The organism is Rahnella sp. RFA10(1/100) (assembly GCF_004195115.1).
Taxonomy (GTDB): domain Bacteria; phylum Pseudomonadota; class Gammaproteobacteria; order Enterobacterales; family Enterobacteriaceae; genus Rahnella; species Rahnella perminowiae.
Map to the genome: position 1 here is coordinate 134,691 of NZ_SEWR01000004.1, position 13,642 is coordinate 148,332.

12 protein-coding genes are annotated in these 13,642 nt (G+C 48.6%); 7 read left to right on the top strand and 5 right to left on the bottom strand.

Features of this window, described 5'->3' with window-relative positions; genetic code table 11:
- Positions 1–4 precede the first annotated feature (4 nt).
- Positions 5–1,120, bottom strand: coding sequence for a DUF6883 domain-containing protein (locus tag ETV65_RS14080; protein WP_129953445.1), 1,116 nt, complete (start codon positions 1,118–1,120; stop codon positions 5–7).
- 377 nt (positions 1,121–1,497) lie between these two features.
- Between ETV65_RS14080 and ETV65_RS14085 the strand changes: the two genes are divergently transcribed.
- Positions 1,498–1,896: a DUF4440 domain-containing protein gene (locus ETV65_RS14085; protein WP_129953446.1), complete on the top strand. Its 399-nt coding sequence runs from the start codon at positions 1,498–1,500 to the stop codon at positions 1,894–1,896.
- Between the two features lie 246 nt (positions 1,897–2,142).
- Complete coding sequence (locus ETV65_RS14090; RefSeq protein WP_165383737.1) at positions 2,143–3,426, top strand: GGDEF domain-containing protein; 1,284 nt, start codon at positions 2,143–2,145, stop codon at positions 3,424–3,426.
- 58 nt (positions 3,427–3,484) lie between these two features.
- On the opposite strand, the gene ETV65_RS14095 is transcribed toward ETV65_RS14090, so the two are convergent.
- The 4 genes from ETV65_RS14095 to ETV65_RS14110 all read right to left on the bottom strand — a co-directional run bounded on the left by ETV65_RS14095 (position 3,485) and on the right by ETV65_RS14110 (position 8,799).
- Complete coding sequence (locus ETV65_RS14095) at positions 3,485–4,765, bottom strand: cytochrome c (RefSeq protein WP_129953448.1); 1,281 nt, start codon at positions 4,763–4,765, stop codon at positions 3,485–3,487.
- Positions 4,766–4,771: 6 nt separating this feature from the next.
- Positions 4,772–6,541: a GMC family oxidoreductase gene (locus ETV65_RS14100; protein WP_129953449.1), complete on the bottom strand. Its 1,770-nt coding sequence runs from the start codon at positions 6,539–6,541 to the stop codon at positions 4,772–4,774.
- Between the two features lie 44 nt (positions 6,542–6,585).
- Complete coding sequence (locus ETV65_RS14105) at positions 6,586–7,311, bottom strand: gluconate 2-dehydrogenase subunit 3 family protein (protein WP_129953450.1); 726 nt, start codon at positions 7,309–7,311, stop codon at positions 6,586–6,588.
- 453 nt (positions 7,312–7,764) lie between these two features.
- Positions 7,765–8,799, bottom strand: a complete 1,035-nt coding sequence (locus ETV65_RS14110) for a LacI family DNA-binding transcriptional regulator (protein WP_129953451.1) — start codon at positions 8,797–8,799, stop codon at positions 7,765–7,767.
- A 343-nt stretch (positions 8,800–9,142) separates the two neighbouring features.
- Here ETV65_RS14110 and ETV65_RS14115 point away from each other — a divergent pair, with 343 nt between their 5' ends.
- The 5 genes from ETV65_RS14115 to ETV65_RS14135 all read left to right on the top strand — a co-directional run bounded on the left by ETV65_RS14115 (position 9,143) and on the right by ETV65_RS14135 (position 13,619).
- A complete protein-coding gene (locus ETV65_RS14115) occupies positions 9,143–9,466 on the top strand; it encodes a PTS sugar transporter subunit IIB (RefSeq protein ID WP_255466699.1) in 324 nt (107 codons plus the stop codon).
- 126 nt (positions 9,467–9,592) lie between these two features.
- Entirely contained in the window at positions 9,593–10,951 is a 1,359-nt protein-coding gene (chbC, locus tag ETV65_RS14120; protein ID WP_129953453.1) for a PTS N,N'-diacetylchitobiose transporter subunit IIC, read from the top strand.
- A gap of 65 nt (positions 10,952–11,016) precedes the next feature.
- The gene (chbA, locus tag ETV65_RS14125; protein WP_129953454.1) at positions 11,017–11,364 is read left to right on the top strand and encodes a PTS N,N'-diacetylchitobiose transporter subunit IIA; all 348 of its coding nucleotides are present in this window, start codon (positions 11,017–11,019) and stop codon (positions 11,362–11,364) included.
- A 14-nt stretch (positions 11,365–11,378) separates the two neighbouring features.
- Positions 11,379–12,215: a transcriptional regulator ChbR gene (chbR, locus tag ETV65_RS14130; RefSeq protein ID WP_129953455.1), complete on the top strand. Its 837-nt coding sequence runs from the start codon at positions 11,379–11,381 to the stop codon at positions 12,213–12,215.
- A 60-nt stretch (positions 12,216–12,275) separates the two neighbouring features.
- The gene (locus tag ETV65_RS14135; RefSeq protein ID WP_129953456.1) at positions 12,276–13,619 is read left to right on the top strand and encodes a 6-phospho-beta-glucosidase; all 1,344 of its coding nucleotides are present in this window, start codon (positions 12,276–12,278) and stop codon (positions 13,617–13,619) included.
- Positions 13,620–13,642: the final 23 nt, after the last annotated feature.

Here is a 13,642-nt window from a genome sequence, read left to right on the forward strand (position 1 = left end):
GCCTTTATTTAACGAAGATAGTAGTCATTCTGGGAACGGAGGAACCGGTATCGTACATCCAACCTGTTCGTACAATTGCTGTATTCCCATTAATCCCTGTAATTGGCATCTCTACAGCCATACGTTGACCAAAATTGTCTGAGCCTAATAGTTTTGCTGGGTTGGAGACAATACCAGCCTGAACTTTAGTAATTAGGTCGTCAACATTCGTCTGGTTATAGCCTAAAGCTGACTCGAAAACCTTAGCTTTGTTACCGCCAACAGGATGGTCTGGATTTAACGCATATGAAATGAGTTTTTTAGGATCAATTACAGCTTTATCAGCGTTCAACAATGTTCCTGATTTTAATAGAAAGCCCGTTTCTGAAGTAATTGAATTTGTTTTCGCAAGATTTTCCAGTTGCTTTATCTCGCTAATTGCACCCATTCGACCAAGACCTAATCCCGCTGCCGCAGAGACAATAGCAATCGCCGAACCTGCGGTTGTCTCATTCAGCATCTGATCATAACCTGCCGGAGCTTCACCGCCGAGCTGCTGAGCTGTTTTGGCATAGCCTTCTATGTTTCCATTGTAGACACCGCCAGCAGCTAATAACCGCCCGGCAGCTTTACTATTGATTGTCTTAGTTGACTGGGCATGTTGAACAGGTGCTGAACCCCACCCCCCGTAATCGTATTTCTGAGTTGGAAGGGCTTTTACACCTTGTCTTTCGGCTACGGCGAATTCATAAGCATCCATAGTCTGTCGAATAAACCATTCGTGGTACAGATAGGCTCTGTCACAAATCAGGTCACCATTTTCATCAACGTAAAATGGGTTTTCGACCCAATTCCATTGCTCAGTGGTATCCACACCAATCAGCCAGCCTAACTGAAGATGCTCTTTTATTAAGTCGTAAATGGGATCCACATACCCGGCCTGTGCGCGTCGCCATGTGGGCTGTCCTGAGTAAACGCGCTCAGGAACACTAAAGGGGCTGAATTTGCTGCGGTAATTTCGCTCATCCAGATCATAGTGGGTTTTAGATTGTTCTAAAGCGTGCTCGGGTGAGCAGATATAGGCGAAGCCTTCTGGGCTGAGTTCCCATTTAATTTCACGGCCTTCGTAGAGTGTAAACATGATGCACCTGCTAATCCTTGCAGTTTTGGTTGATCAGATTTTCATCATATTACTTTTTTTGACTTAACCAAAATTATTGTGTTTATATGCCTAAATAACATTTAGTTAGTGAAGTAAATGCATGCATCAAAACCGCCAAAAATATGGCGGTTTATTCAGTATCAACAATGCTTAAAGCGCATAATCAACAAACCTTCCTGATGTGATCGCAGAAACAAAAAAGCCCCGCACAGTTAAATGCGGGGCTTTTTTGTCGTTAAATCTCGAAATGGTCAATATGTGGACGTGGTTTGAAATAAATGCTTATATTTCAATTTGGTAAACCCTAAATCATGTCACCTTGAACTGTCTTAATAGCAAAAACAAAAGGAAATGCGATGAATCGTTTTGTTAAAGAAGTGTTTGATGCACATGTATTGATCCAGTGCTGGTTTTCCGATCCCGCTGCACATCAGCAGGCAGGAACCGAACTCCTGGCGCGTTTTAGTCCGGCATTTTCGATGGTAACCGTCACCGGTTACCGGTTGGATTATCCTGCATTATGTGCCTTTTTCAGGGAACAGCGGGGCACGAAAATCGGTTTGGAGATTAACGTTGAAGCACCCGTTGTTATTGCTGAAAATGAGGCAGGCGCAGTCGTTGCGTATCAGGAACGCCAGCAACTGCCAGGTCAGCCGGAGACGTTGCGTTATTCGACAGTGGTATTTGAAGTCGATACTGACGGGAAAGTGCTGTGGCGGCATCTGCATGAAACGGCGGCCGCTAATGGTCACTGACAATAATTCTTTTTCTTTCAGAAAATGATGCGGGTCAACAGCAGCGTTTATTACACAATAATAATCTGTAATCAAACTCGCTGACACTCAGTTTATGATAAAATCACGCCGCCTTGCAGGACAGAGGCTTATTCCCAACGGAGAGGGATGCGTGATATGACGTTATTTGATGTTAAAGATAAGTGTAAGTTAAATATGTTAGTGTTTTTCTTATACATATTGATTGTTTTAGTTCCTGTTACAGTGATGTCTCATCGCTATTTTTTTCATGAAACGCCTGCTGTAGTCTCAATATTTCCCGTCACTACCGCCATTTTATTTGTGCTGCATACCCTTATCGCCTTTTTCATGCTGATGCAATACATGGCGAATCGCAAGAAACTCTACCTGGCTGTATTATCCTTTGCGTACTCGTTGTCGGCATTCTATCTGGTTTACAAGCTGCTCTATTATCCGGGGATCTTCCTGACCGGGGCAGTGCTTGAAGGCTCCGTCAATGATCTGGCTATTTACTGGGTCTTTCGCAGTATCTCGATGGCCGCTGTATTTTTGCTCACTGCTTTCCTGTATCAGCGCAGGGATACTCTGTGCATCAGCCATCGTCGGGTGCTGAGCGTTGTGCTGGCCGCAAGCTGCCTGGCTGTGATTTTTGCCTATTTTCTTTCCAGTAAAAATCCGCTGTTCGGCATGGAGATTGTAACGGCAGACGGACGTGATTATAGCCAGCTTTGGTCTGGAAAAATGGGGTATGTTATTGGCGGTATCTGGGCACTTGCCACCGTCCTGATTATTTCTGTGACCCGGCTTAAAAATACCTTCTGGCTTGCTATCGGATTGAGCTGCATTTCCTATTTAGGCAACGTATCTATTTTACACAGCAGCATTTATATTCATTCGCTGGTCTGGTATTACGCGCGTTTTTTTGAAGTGTTATCGACGTTCTTTGTCGTGATTGTTTTACTATACGATATTTCTATGGTTTACAAGAAAACATTGATGAAATATCAGATTTCTTATGAGTCTTCTATTCGCGATCCGCTGACTAATCTCTATAATCGCCGGTATTATTACGATGCAATGAAAACTTATTTAGATAAAAAACAATCAGGGGTAAGGCTGGCGGTAATGGTGGCTGACATTGATTATTTCAAACGCTTCAATGATACCTACGGACACATTCAGGGCGATGAGGTCATTAAATATGTTGCCTGGTCACTTTCGCATTCCCTGCGTGATCAAGATATTCCTTCACGCATTGGCGGTGAGGAATATTCCGCACTGGTGATCGGTGCCTCTGAAGAGGAGGTTCGTACGATGGCAGAGCGTTTTCGTATCAACGTGAAACAACATCATAGGTCAGAATTTCCCGGCACTCTCCCCGCGCCGGTAACGGTCAGCGTCGGCATCTATTTTATGGGTAGTGAGGATGATAAAGCCGAAGCTTGTGTGGCGAAAGCTGATGCTGCGATGTATCAGGCGAAGCAAAGCGGCCGCAATCGCATCGTGGTGTTCGGCGAGGCGTCCCTTTGAGAAGATGACATAAAAACGGCCTTCCGTGAGGAAAGCCGTTTGTTGATGAGCAGAACGTTTAGTGAGCCAGAGTTTTTCTCACTTCACTGACGTCTTTTGCTGTGACAGCCGGTGCGTTGTTGCTCCAACCCTGACGGATGAAGGTCGACAATTGTGCTGCTTCTTCGTCAGTCAGACGGTGGGCAAAGCCCGGCATGACCAGTGTCGACGGTGCACGTGCCGTTGAAGGTTGCTGTGCACCCGCGAGAATGGTGTGGATCAGTCCTGTCGGGTCTTTCGCGTTCACAATCGTTGCCTGATCCAGCTGCGGGAACACGCCTGGTGCGCCTTTGCCAGTCACAAAGTGGCAGGCACCACAGTTATCCAGATACAGACGCTCGCCTTCGGTGAGATTTTTCGCTGCCGTCAGTCTGGCTTCGGTCGCGCTGGCTTTCTGCGAATCTTGTGCCGGAACCGGTGGATTACCGCCCAGGAACTTGATGTATGCCGCAATGGCTTTGAGGTCTTCATCGGTCATATGGGCGGTGCTATTTTCCACCACAGACGTCATTTCGCCGCCTACCGCCGCTTTGTCGTTACGCCCTTTGCCCAGATAATCGACGATCTCCTGTTCGTTCCAGTGCGCTACGCCGCGCAGCGACGGGACGTCCCAGTTATTGAGGCTGCCACCCGCCAGAAAATCAGAGTCGCTGCTGTCGAGTGCTTTTTCATTCATGCCGAAGCCGCGCGGAGTGTGGCAACTGCCGCAGTGGCCCAGGCTTTCCACCAGATAAGCGCCGCGGTTAACCTGTGCGGACGCACCGCCGATTGGCTGGAATGGTTTGTCAGACGCAAACGCCCAGTTCCAGAAGCGCATGCCCCAGCGCTGGCTGAACGGGAAGCTCAGATCCGTTTCCGGCGGTTGTTCCGCGCTCGGTTTTACGCCCTGCATAAAGTAAACGTAGAGCGCGTGCATATCCTCATCGCTGATTTTGGCGTAATCAGGGTAAGGCATCGCCGGATACAAACGGGTGCCATCCGGCAGCACGCCTTTACGCACCGCATCCGAGAACTGGGCTTCGGTATAACCGCCAATGCCGTGGTCTTTATCCGGCGTAATGTTGGTCGAATAAATGGTGCCCAGATTCGAGTTGATCGCCAGCCCGCCTGAAAACGCCGGTTTGCCAGCCACCGTATGACACGCGCCGCAGTCGCCCAGGCGCGCCACATACTCACCTTGTTTTATGAGCGCGACGTTGTCGGCTTGTGCATTCGTGGCTGCCTGCGCATTCGCCATAAAACCTGCACCCAGCAGCAAGGCATTAGCGATAAATAAACTTTTGAGTTTCATCGTGTTCATCTCCGCTTATGCCTGAACCAGTGGACCGGGATTTTTCAGGTACTGATCTTTAATGGCCTGCGCCGCCATCAGGGTGATCGCACCAATGGTATCGGTCGGGTTAGCCTGGAAGTTTTGCGGGAAGGCATTGCCGCCCGGCACAAAGACGTTATGTACATCCCAGCTTTGCAGGAACTTGTTCAGCGCAGAAGTTTTCGGGTTGTCGCCCATCACCGCGCCGCCCACGTTGTGCGTGGAAACGTATTTTGTCAGGTCAAAGTGCGCGTCCATCGGCAGGAAACTTTCGCTGTAGCTGTCCGGATTCAGCTCTTTAGTGATATTGCCAACGATACCTTTCAGATATTGCTGCAATTTGAGTTCGTTCTGTTTCCAGTCGAAGGTCATGCGCAGCAGCGGATAGCCATATTCATCTTTATAATTCGGATCGAGATCCAGATAAATATCGCGATAAGACTGGCAGGTGGTGGTAATGCTGATTTTCATCGAATGGCCGTACCATTCTTCCATCCCTTCTTTCCAGCCGGTGCCCCACGCAGGCGTGCCTTTTGGCAGCGAGGTGCTGATTGGCGTGCCGGTGGCCTGCGAACTGTGGATTTTCGCGCCGCCGATAAAGCCCAGCGCAGGACCGTCGAAGTTGCCCGGAGAGATATCGTTGAACATCTGGCCGGTGGCACCTGCGGTAGCGAACGGATTGAAGTTTTTGTCTTTGAAGAACAGCGTCGAGCCGCCGTTACTGAGGAACGCATAGTTACGGCCAATCACGCCTTCTTCGGTAATTGGATTATAAGGCTTGCCGATCCCTGACAGCAGCATCAGGCGCACGTTACAGAACTGGAAGCTACTCAGCACCACGATTTTGGCGGGCTGGAAACACTCGTTGCCGTCTGCATCCATGTAGATCACGCCTTTCGCGGTTTTCTTATCATCATGCAGTTCGACTTTCAGCACGTTGGCATGCACTTCATAGGAGAAGTTATCCATACGTTTAAGTGCATCCATGACCGCCGTCTGCGGTGAGGCTTTCGAGTAGTTCAGGCACGGATATTTACTGCAATAACCACAGTAGTTACAGGGTGCAATTTGGTTGCCGTAAGGGTTAGTCCAGGCGCGGGAGACACAGGCTGACGGATTCGGGAACGGGTGATAGCCCATCTTTTTGGTCACTTCAGCAAACATACTGCTGTTAAGCGTATCTTCCAGTGCAGGCAGGGGATATGGCTCGGAGCGGGGTCCTTCGAACGGATCACCGCCTTCCATAATCTGACCACGAAGATTGCCGGTTTTGCCGGACTGGCCGCAGATGTGCTCAAACTTAGTGTAATACGGCTCAATTTCATCCCATGTGAATGGGAAATCCATGATCCGCATATCTTCCTGCAAGATGCCCGGTTTGTAAGCTTCGTCAGCGTAGGTTTTAAGTTTTAAATCAGTCGGCGTCGGGCGAATCAATACTGCTGTCCAGTGCAGACCGGAACCACCAACGCCGGTACCCGGCGCAAATGCACCCCATTTACGGGTCGGAAGGGCAGTTTCACGCATGTTGTAACGCACGGTGACGGCGGCTTCTGCCGGGGTCGCCATGACTTTATTGCGTACCGCGTAGGCATATTCGTCCGCCGGTTTCGGGTAAGCAAATTCTTCATAACCACGATCGCCGCCACGCTCAAGCGCGCGCACGGTCAGGCCCGCCATTGCCAGCTCAATACTCATCAGTGAGCCAGCCCAGCCGAGGCCGACAACAACAACGTCGACTTCCGGTTTAGTTACTTTTGCCATCTTTAATCCTGTCATTCATCAGAAAACGGTAATAGGGCGGGCACTCAGGCACGCGCGCCTTGCAGGCTCACAGGTCCCAGCGGATAAGGGACATTGTGCTGCTTAACCCATTCGGTGAAACTGGCGCGGGCGCCGGGGAAGCCGATGGCTATCCATGCTTTCATCCCTTTGTTTCCGCCGTAGATCGGGTCTGCCAGATAACCGTGTTTGGTATCTGAAAGCAGTTCACTGAAGAATTGCGAAGCCACGAGGTTCTCTTCACCAAGATCCGCAAACTGAATGCCATTTTTCTGCAGCTGCGTCAGAACGTTGTCTTTGTCCTGAGCGGCGAGGTCATGGAAGGCTTTCTGGTGGTTTTGCTGACACCAGGCGTTCGCCAGGCGAATGCCGGTTTTGTAGATTTGCTGCGGACGGAACGGGATCTGATACCCCATTGTGGCCGGAGCATGCACATTGAACGGGCCCTGCATGTAAATTTCATCACCAAAATCACCGTGCATTTGCTGGTCGATAAAAATCGGCACGTTGGTTTCGAGTGCGCCCGGTGCTTTACCTTTGCCACCAGCAGGGATCAGGCGGTCAGCAGCGGCCATAATAAACTGCCACTCATCGGTACTGAAAAATATGGGTTTATAATCGAGTAAATCCGGGGCAGCCATTTCCGCAGCTTGTGCCGCCGACAATCCTTTCATCATTATGGTGCCGACCGGCAGAGCCATCAGCGACCCAAGTAAAAACTTGCGACGGGTTGTTTTTTTTTGAAGGAGCATAGAATTACGACTCTCACATGCCTGATGTTAAGTTTGGGTTAATTATTATTATTTTGGGGTACAAATTTATAATATCACTGCTACATCTAAAATAAATGAATAAATTCCATGCGAACTGTGCGGTGGCTAATGTGGTGGTTTTAAATAATCATGGAATAGATTTTAAATCCTTTTAAAACAGCTATTTATAAATTTTCTATTTACCAAAACTCAAATTAAATTAGCATCAGTTATCAAAGATCATTGTCTGTCTTCACTGGCTGAATTTAGATCAATATAATTGCGCACGGAAAGTTCCTGTTATTAGTTGTTGTGAATGTTAGCTAACATTTTTAACAAATAAGAATTGATTTCAATTTCGGATAATAACGCAGCACGGCTCCCTCCCCTGCGAAGGGGAGGGTTGGGGTGGAGTATTAAGGTCAAAAACATAAACTGAAATGTGCGCGGGCCCTAAGCCGATTCCCGAATCACCAGCCGGTAACCCATATCGACAATTGGCTCTTCAACCACGATGCCTTCAATTTTATCCGCCAGCATATCCGCCGCGCGGATGCCTAAATCCCACTTTTCAACGCTGACTGTGGTTATCGCCGGGCGGTTGTGGGCAGCAAAATTCAGATCCGCAAAACCGATCACCGAGAAATCATCCGGAACACATAAACCCTGTGCTTCGGCTTCCATAATTGCACCTTGGGCCAGCGTATCAGAACTGCAAATGATGGCGTCGAACGGCTCACCGGTGGCAAGCAGTTGTCTGAGTGCATGACGCCCGACTTCCATATTGGCCGGACGTGAGACGATCACTTCTTTAATATCGTGCCCGGAGAGAGTCCGTAATACACTGATGGCTCCGTTTTTACGTACCATGGCGCGGCGATCCGAGGCGCAGATAAAACCAAAGCGGGAAAAACCTTTGCTGAGGAAATAGTCACCGATGGCATTGCCGACTTTTTCGTGCGAGAAGCCAATCAGCATATCTATCGGCGTAGGTGTCAGATCCCAAATCTCCACCACCGGAATATTGGCATTCAGAATGATTCTTTTCAGTTCTGAGGTGTGATGGATGCCGGTCAGCACAATCCCGTCCGGTCGACGCGAAAGCAAGGTCGCGACAATATCGGTTTCATCTTCCGGCTCATAGCCGACAATACACAACAGCATGTGGTAACCCCGCGCCGCGAGCTGGTCGCTGATCGCCTGTACAGTATCGACAAACATATTATTGTTGATTTGCGGCACCACGACGGCGATGAGTTTTGTGCGACGGGTGGCCAGTCCGCCGGCCAGCATATTAGGAATGTAACCGGTGCTTTTTACGGCCTCCATCACGCGGGCAATGGTTGCCGGACGCACGACTTTAGGATTGTTTAAGGCGCGGCTGATCGTCATCGGGGAGAGGCCGGCGGCCTGTGCGACATCTTCGAGCGTGGCCGTGCGGGAAAGGCCATTTTGGATATTTGTTTTCTTATTCAAAGTATTGACCACTGAATTCGGGCGTCAAAATAGTAATGTTTGCGCAATCATTATCAGTTTCTCATATTGTTCCCTGCTTGGGTAAGGGGAAATGTTAACTTTCTGTTGCGTTGCAGCCCGGCTCGGTCTTATTTATCCTCGCGAATTATTTCCCCAAAACGTGAAGGGAGTCATAGGGGATGGTCAAGGAGAGAGGATTTCTGTAAGCACCGAATTATCGCGTCCCGGCGCGATGCCGTATAATGCTTTCAAGCAGAGACGATTCATCATTTTCATTTATATGCTCTGAATACATTCTCACAGGTGAAGGAAAAACCGTTGCCAGAGCTGCAATCTATCGGGATATGAGGGTTTCATCATGGAAAAGAAAGTCATTTATTTGTTTTGCTCCGCCGGAATGTCCACTTCATTGCTGGTTTCTAAAATGAAGGTTCAGGCCGAGAAATATGAGGTCCCGGTCATTATCGAAGCATTTCCTGAAACACTGGCCGCTGAGAAGGGTATGGCGGCAGATGTCGTTCTGCTTGGGCCGCAAATTGCTTATATGCTGAATGAAATTAAAAATGTCTTGCCCGGCAAACCGGTTGAGGTGATTGATTCTGGCCTGTACGGCAAAATCGATGGGTTAGGTGTTCTGAAAGCAGCGGTTGCTGCGATCAAAAAAGCAGCAGCGCAGTAATTTTAATTTTTCCTTATTTTTAAATTGATCGTCTTTATATTGAAATTTTTAAGTCAAAGAGAACTCCAGTCAAAGAGCGAATTTCTTCCCCTGGCCGCCGGATGGCGGCATTAAAGGAAAATAACAATGAGCAAAGCCATTGATTCACTTGAAAAGATACTCCTTCCTTTTGCCGTCAAAATAGGTAAACAACCGCATATTAATGCCATTAAAAATGGCTTTATAAAACTCATGCCGCTAACCCTTGCGGGTGCCATGTTCGTTTTAATTAATAATGTATTCCTGAATTTCGGGGCCGGTTCTTTCTTTTATTCATTAGGTGTGCGTTTAGACCCGTCAACTATCGATACACTGGCCGGTCTGAAAACCATCGGTATTAATGTTTATAACGGTACGCTCGGTATTATGTCGCTGATGGCACCGTTCTTTATCGGCATGGCATTAGCGGAAGAACGTAAAGTTGATTCGCTCTCCGCCGGTTTATTAGCCGTCGCGGCCTTTATGACCGTGACGCCATACAATGTCGGCGAAGCCTATGCAGTAGGTGCAAACTGGTTAGGGGGCGCCAATATTATTTCCGGTATGCTGATAGGTTTGGTTGTCGCAGAAATGTTTACCTTTGTCATTCGCCGGAACTGGGTTATTACCTTGCCGGCGAGTGTGCCGTCTTCTGTTTCCCGATCTTTTTCAGCACTCATTCCGGGTTTTATTATTCTGTTTATTTTCGGGATGATTTCCTGGTTACTCGGATTATATGGTCATAACTTCCACCAGATCATTATGGATTCTATTTCCAAGCCTCTGGCGGCGATGGGCGGCGTGGTGGGCTGGGCGTATGTGATTTTCAACTCCCTGCTGTGGTTCTTTGGTGTACACGGTTCGCTCGCACTGACCGCTCTCGACAACGGTATTATGACCCCGTGGGCCCTGGAAAATATCGCCCTGTACACCGAGTACGGTTCCGTGAGTGCTGCCATTGATGCCGGGAAAACCTTCCATTTCTGGGCAAAACCGATGCTGGATTCCTACATCATGCTGGGCGGTTCCGGTGCGACGCTCGGGCTTATCATCGCCATCTTTATCGCTTCACGCCGTGCCGATCATCGCCAGGTGGCGAAGCTGGCGCTGCCGTCAGGTATTTTCCAGATTAACGAGCCTATTTTGTTTGGTCTGCCGATTATCATGAACCCGGTCATGTTCATTCCGTTTGTCCTGGTCCAGCCGATTCTCGCAGCTATCACACTTGCGGCTTACTCTCTGGGGATCATTCCCCCGGTGACTAACCTGGCGCCGTGGACCATGCCGACCGGGCTGGGCGCCTTCTTTAACAGTAACGGCAGTATCGCTGCGCTGCTGGTCGCGTTGTTCAATCTCGGTGTCGCCACGCTGGTGTATATGCCATTCGTGATCTTATCTAACAAAGCGCAGGCGATCATTGAAGAAGAAGAAAGCGAAGAAGACATTGCAGCCGCATTGAAATTTTAATCTCAACGGAGGGCGGGCAGAGGCCATCTTCCCGCTGTTATCCGGCCAATCAAGGAGAGACCAGGATGATGGATTTAGACAGTATTGTAGAAACTGAAAACGAAATGCAGGATCTCGAAGAAGTGGTCATGGGGTTGATCATTAACTCCGGACAGGCGCGCAGCCTGGCTTACGCAGCGCTCAAAAAGGCCAAAGAAGGAGATTTTGAGCAGGCGCACGCGGTAATGGCACAGTCAAAAATGGCCCTCAATGAAGCGCATCTGGTGCAAACCAAACTGATTGAGGCCGATCAGGGCGAAGGGAAAACCAAAGTCAGCCTGGTACTGGTGCACGCGCAAGATCATCTGATGACGTCAATGCTGGCCCGTGAGCTGATTGCGGAACTCATTGAGCTTCATGAGAAAATAAAATAACGTAGGGATCCATAATGCAGCCACCGGTACTGAGCATGGAAATCAAGACAGCGCGCGAAAATCAGCTCTTCGACGGGCAGAATTTCCACATGTTCATCTACAACAAAGTAGAAAGTATTTCCGGGCTGCATGAGCATGACTACTATGAATTTACAGTGGTACTGACCGGGCGGTATTACCAGAACGTCAATGGCAAACGGGTATTGTTAGAACGCGGCGATTTTGTGTTTATCCCGCTGGGATCTCACCACCAAAGCTTTTATGAGTTTGGTGCGACGCGGATATTAAATGTCGGGATCAGCAAAGCGTTCTTTGAGCAACATTATTTATCTTTATTGCCATCCCGCTTCGTGGCATCACAGGTTTATCAGATTAAGACTGAATTTCTGGCTTATATAGAATCTGTGATTGCTTCGTTGAATTTCAGGAACGGGGAATTTAATGAGTTTCTGGAAATGGTGACGTTTTATATTGTGAACCGTTTACGTCATCACCGGGAATCCGAAGTAGCGACAGATGCGCCAGGCTGGCTTAAAAATGCTATTGAGAAGATGCATGATAAAGCACAGTTTGGTGACAAGGCATTAGTGAATATGGTGGCACTTTCCGGTAAATCTCAGGAATATCTTAGCCGAGCCACGCAGCGACATTATGGCAAAACGCCGATGCAGATTATTAATGAAATCCGTATTGATTTTGCCAAAAAGCAACTGGAAATTACGAATTACTCGGTTTCGGATATTGCATTTGAATCTGGTTACAGCAGTCCGAGTATGTTTATTAAAAACTTTAAAAAGCTGACATCTTTCACCCCGAATCATTACCGGAAGAAGTTATGCAGTATTAATTAATCCGAATCATTTATTTCTCTGTTTAAATTTGCAGTGCATTATTATTGCACGGGAGTTCCTATGCGTAAAAAACTGAAAGTCGTCACCGTCGGTGGCGGAAGTAGTTATACCCCGGAATTACTGGAAGGCTTTATTAAACGCTACGATGAACTGCCCATTACTGAATTATGGCTGGTTGATGTGGAAGCCGGGAAAGAGAAACAGGACATTATTTTCAACCTTTGCCAGCGTATGGTGGAGCGCGCAGGCGTGCCGATTGTGATGCATAAAACACTGGATCGCCGCGAAGCGCTGGCGGATGCCGATTTCGTCACCACGCAACTGCGTGTCGGCCAGTTGAAAGCACGCGAGCTGGATGAACGTATCCCGCTGAGTCACGGTTATCTCGGTCAGGAAACCAACGGGGCTGGTGGATTGTTCAAAGGGCTGCGGACTATTCCGGTGATTTTTGACATCATCCGGGATGTCGAAGAAATCTGTCCGGACGCCTGGGTCATTAACTTCACCAACCCGGCGGGTATGGTGACAGAAGCCGTATTCCGTCATACCCAATTCAAAAAATTTATCGGCGTATGTAACATCCCGGTCGGCATGAAAATGTTTATTCAGGATGTGCTGAAGCTGGCACCGCAGGATGATTTGTCTATCGATTTGTTTGGCCTGAACCACATGGTGTTCATCAAAGATGTTCTGGTCAACGGCGAATCACGTTTCGCCGAACTGCTTGACGGCGTAGCATCCGGCACACTCACCGCCGGTTCGGTGAAAAACATCTTTGATTTGCCCTTCAGTGAAGGGCTGATCCGCTCCCTGAATCTGCTGCCGTGTTCTTATCTGCTGTATTACTTTAAGCAGAAAGAGATGCTGGCGATTGAAATGGGGGAATTCTACAAAGGCGGCGCGCGCGCTACGGTGGTACAGAAGGTTGAAAAGCAGCTGTTCGATCTGTACAAAAACCCTGATCTGAATGTCAAACCCAAAGAACTGGAATTGCGCGGCGGGGCCTATTATTCCGACGCGGCCTGCGAAGTCATCAGCGCGATTTACAACGATAAACAAACCGAGCAGTACGTCAATTTCCCGCACAACGGACATGTTGATAACATTCCGGCTGACTGGGCGGTGGAAATGACCTGTACTATCGGGCGTGACGGCGCAAAACCACACCCGCGTATCACGCATTTTGACGAAAAGGTGCTGGGGCTGATTTACACCATCAAAGGGTTTGAGATTGCCGCGAGTGAGGCCGCACTGAGCGGTGAACTCAATGACGTTCTGCTGGCGATGAATCTCAGCCCGCTGATCCATTCCGATAAAGATGCCGAAATACTGGCGCGCGAAATGTTGCTGGCTCATGAAAAACTGCTGCCAAATTTTGCCAAAACCATTGCTGCGCTGAAATAACCCATGGCCTTCCCCGAAAAGGG

Excerpts from the sequence above, each read along its gene's own strand:
- ETV65_RS14105 (WP_129953450.1), bottom strand. The coding sequence starts at position 7,311 with ATGCTCCTTCAAAAAAAAACAACCCGTCGCAAGTTTTTACTTGGGTCG.
- ETV65_RS14095 (WP_129953448.1), bottom strand. The coding sequence starts at position 4,765 with ATGAACACGATGAAACTCAAAAGTTTATTTATCGCTAATGCCTTGCTG.
- chbA (WP_129953454.1), top strand. The coding sequence starts at position 11,017 with ATGATGGATTTAGACAGTATTGTAGAAACTGAAAACGAAATGCAGGAT.
- chbR (WP_129953455.1), top strand. The coding sequence starts at position 11,379 with ATGCAGCCACCGGTACTGAGCATGGAAATCAAGACAGCGCGCGAAAAT.
- ETV65_RS14080 (WP_129953445.1), bottom strand. The coding sequence starts at position 1,120 with ATGTTTACACTCTACGAAGGCCGTGAAATTAAATGGGAACTCAGCCCA.
- chbC (WP_129953453.1), top strand. The coding sequence starts at position 9,593 with ATGAGCAAAGCCATTGATTCACTTGAAAAGATACTCCTTCCTTTTGCC.
- ETV65_RS14085 (WP_129953446.1), top strand. The coding sequence starts at position 1,498 with ATGAATCGTTTTGTTAAAGAAGTGTTTGATGCACATGTATTGATCCAG.
- ETV65_RS14135 (WP_129953456.1), top strand. The coding sequence starts at position 12,276 with ATGCGTAAAAAACTGAAAGTCGTCACCGTCGGTGGCGGAAGTAGTTAT.
- ETV65_RS14090 (WP_165383737.1), top strand. The coding sequence starts at position 2,143 with ATGTCTCATCGCTATTTTTTTCATGAAACGCCTGCTGTAGTCTCAATA.
- ETV65_RS14100 (WP_129953449.1), bottom strand. The coding sequence starts at position 6,541 with ATGGCAAAAGTAACTAAACCGGAAGTCGACGTTGTTGTTGTCGGCCTC.